Origin of the sequence: Tessaracoccus sp. MC1679, from assembly GCF_014164775.1 — a bacterium.
In the GTDB taxonomy this organism is placed as follows: domain Bacteria; phylum Actinomycetota; class Actinomycetes; order Propionibacteriales; family Propionibacteriaceae; genus Arachnia.
Window position 1 is genome coordinate 1 of the sequence record NZ_JACJGB010000017.1, and the last position, 7,154, is coordinate 7,154.

At 66.0% G+C, this 7,154-nt stretch carries 8 protein-coding genes and 1 pseudogene; 7 read left to right on the top strand and 2 right to left on the bottom strand.

The genetic code is table 11. The features are described 5' to 3' along the window. Window positions 1-683: type I restriction enzyme endonuclease domain-containing protein (locus H5398_RS16695; protein WP_182800873.1), on the top strand; the 683-nt coding region annotated here is incomplete at its 5' end. A 15-nt stretch (window positions 684-698) separates the two neighbouring features. Here the strand turns inward: H5398_RS16695 and H5398_RS16700 are convergent. Then, entirely contained in the window at window positions 699-1,211 is a 513-nt protein-coding gene (locus tag H5398_RS16700) for a hypothetical protein (protein ID WP_182800874.1), read from the bottom strand. 225 nt (window positions 1,212-1,436) lie between these two features. Here H5398_RS16700 and H5398_RS16705 point away from each other — a divergent pair, with 225 nt between their 5' ends. From H5398_RS16705 to H5398_RS16725, 5 genes are all read left to right on the top strand, one after another. Further along, a complete protein-coding gene (locus H5398_RS16705; RefSeq protein WP_182783422.1) occupies window positions 1,437-2,780 on the top strand; it encodes an ABC transporter substrate-binding protein in 1,344 nt (447 codons plus the stop codon). 95 nt (window positions 2,781-2,875) lie between these two features. Next, window positions 2,876-3,721, top strand: coding sequence for a carbohydrate ABC transporter permease (locus H5398_RS16710; protein ID WP_182800875.1), 846 nt, complete (start codon window positions 2,876-2,878; stop codon window positions 3,719-3,721). Then, window positions 3,718-4,635, top strand: a complete 918-nt coding sequence (locus tag H5398_RS16715) for a carbohydrate ABC transporter permease (RefSeq protein ID WP_182783418.1) — start codon at window positions 3,718-3,720, stop codon at window positions 4,633-4,635. The genes H5398_RS16710 and H5398_RS16715 overlap by 4 nt, the downstream gene beginning before the upstream one ends. Beyond that, window positions 4,636-5,271 (top strand): DUF624 domain-containing protein, encoded by a 636-nt coding sequence (locus H5398_RS16720; RefSeq protein WP_182800876.1) that lies wholly within the window; start codon window positions 4,636-4,638, stop codon window positions 5,269-5,271. A 10-nt stretch (window positions 5,272-5,281) separates the two neighbouring features. Further along, on the top strand, window positions 5,282-5,818 hold the full coding sequence (locus tag H5398_RS16725; protein ID WP_182800877.1) for a YbaK/EbsC family protein: 537 nt from the start codon (window positions 5,282-5,284) through the stop codon (window positions 5,816-5,818). Between the two features lie 140 nt (window positions 5,819-5,958). On the opposite strand, the gene H5398_RS16975 is transcribed toward H5398_RS16725, so the two are convergent. Beyond that, window positions 5,959-6,192, bottom strand: coding sequence for a DsrE/DsrF/DrsH-like family protein (locus H5398_RS16975; RefSeq protein ID WP_220491004.1), 234 nt, complete (start codon window positions 6,190-6,192; stop codon window positions 5,959-5,961). Between the two features lie 36 nt (window positions 6,193-6,228). Here H5398_RS16975 and H5398_RS16730 point away from each other — a divergent pair. Further along, window positions 6,229-7,154: pseudogene (locus tag H5398_RS16730) on the top strand (DEAD/DEAH box helicase); the annotation flags it as partial.

Consider the following 7,154-nt stretch of genomic DNA (forward strand, 5'->3'; position numbering starts at 1 on the left):
CAGAGAGGGAGGCGGACGGGCGGCCGGTGCCGGAGGAGGTGGCGCGGGCGCTGCTCGCCGTCGTCGAGGACTCCACCGACTCGCGCGACGTCATCGACATCTACGAGATGGCTCAGATCACCCCGCCCGACTTCGACCAGCTGGCGCCGTCGGTGCTGGAAGAGGCGCAGGCGTCGCAGAACCCGCAGCTGGCGATCGAGGCGTTGCGTGCCGCGCTGCTGCTGGAAGCCGCGCGCGTGTCGGGCCGCAACCTGGTGCGGCAGCAGACGTTCGGCGATCGGGTGGCCGACGTGATCAACCGTTACACCAACGGGCAGTTGACCTCCGCTGAGGTGCTTCTGGAGCTGTGGCGGACAGCGGAGGAGATCGCGTCGGAGGCGCGACGGGGGGAGCAGTTCGACCCTCCGCTCGGCACCGACGAGTTGGCCGTCTACGACGCCGTCGCCGCCAACGACTCCGCCATGGAGGTTCTCGGGCAGCCCGTGCTCGGGCAGATCGCGCGCGAGTTGGTCGAAATGCTCCGACGCGACGCGAAGACGGACTGGACGGTGCGCGACGACGTGCGCGCGTCGATCCGGGCCAAGATCAAGCGGCTGCTGCGCAAGTACAAGTACCCACCGGACCGCTCGGAGGCGGCCGTCAAGTTGGTGGTGCAGCAGATGGAGGCGCTGTCCGCTGCCTGAGGTCTGCTGGCCTCGTCAGCTCGGCTGCGCCACGGAGACGCGGCGTCGCTGAGGGACTGGGCAGGCGATGCTGCCCGAGAGGCGGAATACCAGCCCGACGGCCAGCAGGATCAGGGACAGGGCCGCGAGCCAGGGCTGGAGCGGCCCGAAGTAGGTCAGTGCACCCGTGTAGCCGAGGGCCAGCAGGGCGATCTTGTTGCAGACCGGGCATCCGATCGCGAACCACGCCCCGAAGGCGCCCACGGTGCCCCAGACGGAGAGTTTCTCGTCCTCTGCGTCCGCGGTCGCCTTCGGTCCGCTGCGGAAGTACGTGGCGATGAGCATGCCGGACAGGCCCGAGGTGACGATCCAGGCCGGGTAGCTCCACGCGGTGGGCGGGATCTCGCGGCCGAAGATTGGGTTCGGGATCAACACCGTGACCACGCCCAGGGCCAGCCCTACGACGAGGGTGGCCACGGCGGCGCCCGCCCATCGCCTGGCGGACCAGGACCGCAGGGCCTGCAGGGAGAGGTTCAGATGGCGACGCATTCGACCAGTCTGCCACACGCGGCCCAATACCCCCAGTGGTATCCGTCAAGGCGTGCAAGTTTGCTCGTTCAAATCGTTGCCGAATTGTGACCTTTCTAACGTGCCAATTCGCCGCGAGGACCGTTAGTGTCGAGCCGTCGACGTGGTCAGCGGTGACGCTGACGACGTCTCCCCGCCGTCCTCAAGAGGGCGGGCCGCAACGTCACCTAGAAGGGTACGAACCCCATGAAGAACCTGAAGCGCTCCATCGCGCTCCTTGCGGTCGCGGCACTGTCCGTCGGCGCGCTGGCCGCTTGCGGCGATGACGAAGGCGCCAGCGGCGATGCTGAGGGCTCGGTCTACTTCCTCAACTGGAAGCCCGAGTCGGAGGCGACCTACGGCGAGATCGCCGAGAAGTACACCGAAGAGACCGGCGTCGAGGTCAAGGTGGTCACCGCCGCCTCCGGCACGTACGAGCAGACCCTGCAGGCCGAGATGACGAAGTCGGACGCCCCGACCCTGTTCCAGATCAACGGCCCCGTCGGCCTCGTCAGCTGGCAGGAGTACGCCGCTGATCTCGGCGAGACCGACTTCGCGAAGGACCTGAGCGATCCCGGCCTCGCGCTCACCGGCGAGGACGGCACCGTGTACGGCGTGCCGCTGGCCGTCGAGGGCTTCGGCATCATCTACAACGACGCGATCATGCGCGATTACTTCGAGATGGACGGCGCCAAGGCCGCCTCGATGGACGAGATCAACAACTTCGACAAGCTCAAGGAAGTCACCGACGACATGCAGGCCCGCAAGGCCGACCTCGGCATCGACGGCGTGTTCGCGTCGACGTCGCTGGCTACCGGTGAGGCCTGGCGTTGGCAGACGCACCTGTTCAACACCCCGCTGTACCACGAGTACCAGGAGAAGGAGATCACCGACGCCGAGGAGATCGAGTTCACCCACAGCAACGAGTTCAAGAACATCTTTGACCTCTACCTGACCAACTCAACCGTCGAGAAGACGCTCGCACCGTCCAAGACCGTGACCGACTCCATGGCCGAGTTCGCCACGGGCAAGGCTGCCATGGTGCAGAACGGCAACTGGGCCTGGAGCCAGATCAAGGACATCGAGGGCAACGCAGTGGCTGAGGAAGACATCAAGTTCCTCCCCATCTACTCGGGCGTCGAGGGTGAAGAAGACCTGGGCATCAACGTCGGCACTGAGGCCTTCATGGCCGTCAACAGCCAGGCCACCGAGGCCGACCAGCAGGCCACCATCGACTTCGTCAACTGGCTGTTCACCGACGAAGACGGCATGAACTACGTGACCGAGGATCTCGGCTTCATCGCTCCGTTCAAGTCCTTCGGCGATCGCACGCCGGCCGACCCGCTGGCCAAGGAGATCAACCGCTACATCAGCGACGATTCCCTGACCGCCGTGCCCTGGGTGTTCACCACGATGCCCTCGGCCAAGTTCAAGGACGACTTCGCCCAGCTCCTCGCCCAGTACGCCTCCGGCAACCTGGAGTGGGCTGAGGTCGAGGAAGCGGTCGTCGCCAACTGGGCCACCGAGAAGGCTGCCGTCGGCGGCAACTGACCGTCGGCTAACATCTGGGGCGGGCCACGCACAGTGGCCCGCCCCAGTACCCCATTCGGCATCGCGGCCGGGCGGGGTTGAACGGAGTAATCACTATGCAGAGATCCCTGAAGAAGTACTTCCCGCTATTCGTGCTGCCAACGTCGGTCGCTTTCATCATCGCGTTCCTGGCACCGTTCGTCATTGGCCTGTACCTGTCGTTCACGAAATTCACCACGATCACCAACGCCGAATGGGTCGGCCTGGACAACTACCGTCGGGCGCTCGATCCCGCTGACGGGTTCCTCGGCTCGTTCTGGTTCACGATCCTCGTCGTCGTCGCGTCGGTCATCACCGTCAACCTCTTCGCCTTCGGCATCGCCAAGCTGCTGACACAGAAGCTGAAGGGCACCAACGTCTTCCGGACGATCTTCTTCATGCCGAACCTCATCGGTGGCATCGTGCTGGGCTACACCTGGCAGGTCATCATCAACGCGGTCCTCGCCAACTACGGGACCACCCTGGTGGCCGACTGGAAGTACGGCTACATCGGCCTCATCCTGCTGGTCAACTGGCAGCAGGTGGGCTACATGATGGTCATCTACATTGCGGGACTGCAGAACGTGCCGCCGGAGCTCAACGAGGCAGCGGCCCTCGACGGCGCCGGCCGCTGGCAAACGCTGCGCAACGTGACGATCCCCATGATCATGCCGACGATCACCATCTGTCTGTTCCTCACGCTGTCCAGCGCGTTCAAGATGTTCGATCAGAACCTCGCGCTCACCGACGGCGCCCCCATGGACCAGACCAAGATGGTCGCGCTGGACATCTTCAAGACGATGTTCTCGCAGATCGGTCGGCAGGGCGTCGGCCAGGCCAAGGCCGTCCTATTTGTCATCGTCGTCGTGGCGATCGCGATGCTGCAGCTGCGCGCCACCCGGAGCAGGGAGGTTGAGGCGTGAGCACGCAACCGCAGACAGTTACCCCCGTACCGGTCGCTGGACCGACGACGCCCCCGGCGGCCGAGGCCGGCGGCAAGCGCCGCGACCCGGTGGGCAAGATCCTCATCTACGCGCTGCTGGTGGCCCTCGTGGGCCTGTTTCTGGGGCCGATCGTCTTCATCGTCCTCAACTCCTTCAAGCAGAAGTTCTCCATCTCGTCGGACCCCTTCGCGGTGCCGCTGGGGGACATGTGGGCCGGGTTCAGCAACTACATCACCGGGATCCAGGCGCAGAACTTCTTCGAGGCCATCCTCTGGTCGTTCGTCATCACCATCGGATCGGTGCTCATCATCGTGTTCCTGACGGCGATGCTGGCGTACTTCATCACGCGCGTGAAGACGTGGTGGACGTCCCTGATCTACTACCTGCTCGTCTTCTCCATGGTCATCCCGTTCCAGATGGTGATGTTCCCGACGGTGAAGCTCGCCGATGCCCTCGGCCTGGCCAACCCGGTCGGCATGATGGTGCTCTACCTCGGCTTCGGTGCGGGGCTGTCGGTGTTCATCTTCTCCGGGTTCGTCAAGTCGATCCCCCTGGAGATCGAGGAAGCCGCCTATATCGACGGATGCTCACCGCTGACCACCTACTTCCAGGTGGTCTGGCCCATCCTCAAGCCCGTGACGATCACGGTGGCAATCCTCAACGCCATGTGGATCTGGAACGACTACCTGCTGCCCTACCTGGTCATCGGCCTGTCGACACGCTTCAAGACCATCCCGGTCGTGGTGCAGCAGTTCGTCGGCTCGAACGGTAACCGCGACATGGGTGCGCTCATGGCGATGCTCGTGCTGGCCGTGGTCCCGATCATCGTGTTCTATCTGTTCGCGCAGAAGCACATCATCGAGGGCGTCGTCGCCGGGTCGGTCAAGGGCTGAGTGGTCGACCCCAACTCGCGGACCTGGCAGGCGCTCGGCCTCGCGGCCGACGTCGTCGTCGTCAACGCGCTCACCATCGTCTGCTCGTTGCCGGTGGTGACCGCGGGGGCTGCGCTGTCCGCGGCCCACGGCACTCTGCTGGAGATGGTCCGTGAGGAGGGGGCGAAACCTGCCCGCACCTACTTCTCCTACTTCACCCGCACGTGGAGGACGGCGACCTTCGGGTGGCTGCTGCTGCTCGCCGTCGGCTCTGTCCTGGGCTGGGAGTACTGGGCGCTCGGCCGCATGGACGGTGGCGCTGCGCTGGTGGCCCAGGCCGGAGTGCTGGCCGGGGCCATCCTGGTGACTCTCTGGGCTGTCTGGTTCTTCCCACTGGCCTCTCGGGGGGAGGGGTTCGCCCGCACCGCGAAGTTGGCCGCACTGCTCGCGCTCGGCAAGTTGCCCCGGAGCCTGCTCGCCTCAGTCTGGCTCTTGATCCCCGCCGTGCTGATCATCCTCAACCCCGGCGGCTGGGTGCTGTGGCTCGCGGTCATGGCCATCATCGGGGTGGCTCTGATGCTCTACCTGGTCGACCTCGTGGTCGTGGAGACGATCGATTCGCTCCCGCCGCGCGGCTCCACCGGAAGCGCGCAGTAGTCTCGACGGCATGCCATCTGCCGAAGGAAACCTGGACTGGAAGCCGCTCGCCGACCATCCCGAGTTGGTCGCCCACCCCGTCGCGCAGGCGTCGCATCGCGTGCCCGACGCGCGGGTCGCCGAGATCGACGAGGCGCTCGCCGACACCGCCGCCTTCTGCGAGCGGTACGACGTTGCGCTCGAGGCGTCGGCCAACTGCGTCATCGTCTTCGGGCGACGCGGCGAGGAGACCGTCCACGCTGCCGTGATGGTGCTGGCCGTCGACCGCGCCGACGTCAACAAGACCGTCCGCAAGGAGCTGGGCATGCGGAAGATGTCGTTCGCCGACCAGCCGACGGTGGAGCAGCTGACCGGGATGACGCAGGGAGGGATCACCCCGGTGGGGCTGCCGGACGGCTGGCCGATCCTCATCGACGAGGCCGTCGTCAGCGCGGGGCCGGTCGTGATCGGCGGAGGGGTCCGGGGAAGCAAGATCCTGCTCGACGGCGCCGACCTGGCACGACTGCCCGGCGCCAAGGTGATCCCGCTCGCTCTGAGGGACGCCTGACGGGCTCAAGGGAGGGCCCGGCGGGGTGTTACATTGTAACGATTCGTTTAACGAATACCGTTATGGCTCCGCGCGCCAGGCGCCGCTGTAACTCACGCCGGCCGCCCATGGGGACGGCCAGCGCGATGCGAGCGGCAGGGTCAGACGAAGATGACCTGCGCGCCCTCGGAGATCTCGATGAAGTCGGTGGCGCTGATGACGCCCTCGACGCCGGGGTGCAGGTCGGCCTCGATCATCTTCATCATGTCGAAGGTCAGCTTGCAAGCGTACATGTGGGCACCGGCGGCGTGCAGCAGGTCGATGAAGTCGGGCACGTCGGGCACCTCGAGCTCTTCCATCTGCTTCTTCATCATCGACGTCGCGAAGCGGGTCATGAACGGGATGTTGCCCATCGCCTGGGGCATCGAGACGTGCTCGAGCCCGGGCTTCAGGCGTCCCAGCTGCGGCACTACGACGACCTCGACGGGTACGCCCGCCACCTCGCCGACGCCCTCCCCAACGCCACGCTCATCGCGTTCACCGGCACCCCGATCAGCTTCACCGACCGCAACACGCGCGAGGTGTTCGGCGACTACATCGACATCTACGACCTCACCCGCGCGGTGGCCGACGGCGCCACCGTGCCCGTCTACTACGAGCCTCGCCTGGTCACCGTCGGGTTCGACGACGGCGTCACCTCAGAACAGCTCGACGCCGCGGCCGACGAGCTGACCCGCGACCTCGACGAGACCGAGCGGGACCAGGTGGAGCGGTCGGTGGCAGTCATCAACTCCATCTACGGCGCGCCCGAGCGGCTGCGCACTCTGGCCGCGGACATCGTCGAGCACTGGGAGAAGCGGCGGGCCCGGGTCATCACCGAGATCGAGGGGCCGGGCAAGGGCCTGATCGTGTGTGCGACTCGCGAGATCGCCGCGAACCTGTACTCGGCCATCGTCGAGCTGCGGCCGGACTGGCACTCGGATGCCATCGACGGCGGCCGCATCAAGGTGGTCTACTCGGGCACCGCTTCGGACCAGCCCCCGATCAGCGACCACGTGCGGCGCGAGTCCGAGAACAAGGTGATCAAGAAGCGGCTCGCCACCGCCGAGGACCCGCTGGAGCTGGTCATCGTCAAGGACATGATGCTCACCGGCTACGACTCGCCGCCGCTGCACACCCTCTACCTCGACCGTCCGCTCAAGGGCGCACTGCTCATGCAGACCCTCGCCCGGGTGAACCGCACGTTCCGCGGCAAGTCCGCGGGCCTGCTGGTGGCCTACGCGCCGCTGACCGACAACCTCGCCCACGCCTTGGCTGAGTACACGCTCTCCGACCAGCGTGAACGCCCGATGGGGCG

Coding starts and splice junctions, on each gene's coding strand:
- H5398_RS16700 (WP_182800874.1), bottom strand. CDS start 1,211: ATGCGTCGCCATCTGAACCTCTCCCTGCAGGCCCTGCGGTCCTGGTCC.
- H5398_RS16705 (WP_182783422.1), top strand. CDS start 1,437: ATGAAGAACCTGAAGCGCTCCATCGCGCTCCTTGCGGTCGCGGCACTG.
- H5398_RS16710 (WP_182800875.1), top strand. CDS start 2,876: ATGCAGAGATCCCTGAAGAAGTACTTCCCGCTATTCGTGCTGCCAACG.
- H5398_RS16725 (WP_182800877.1), top strand. CDS start 5,282: ATGCCATCTGCCGAAGGAAACCTGGACTGGAAGCCGCTCGCCGACCAT.
- H5398_RS16975 (WP_220491004.1), bottom strand. CDS start 6,192: ATGACCCGCTTCGCGACGTCGATGATGAAGAAGCAGATGGAAGAGCTC.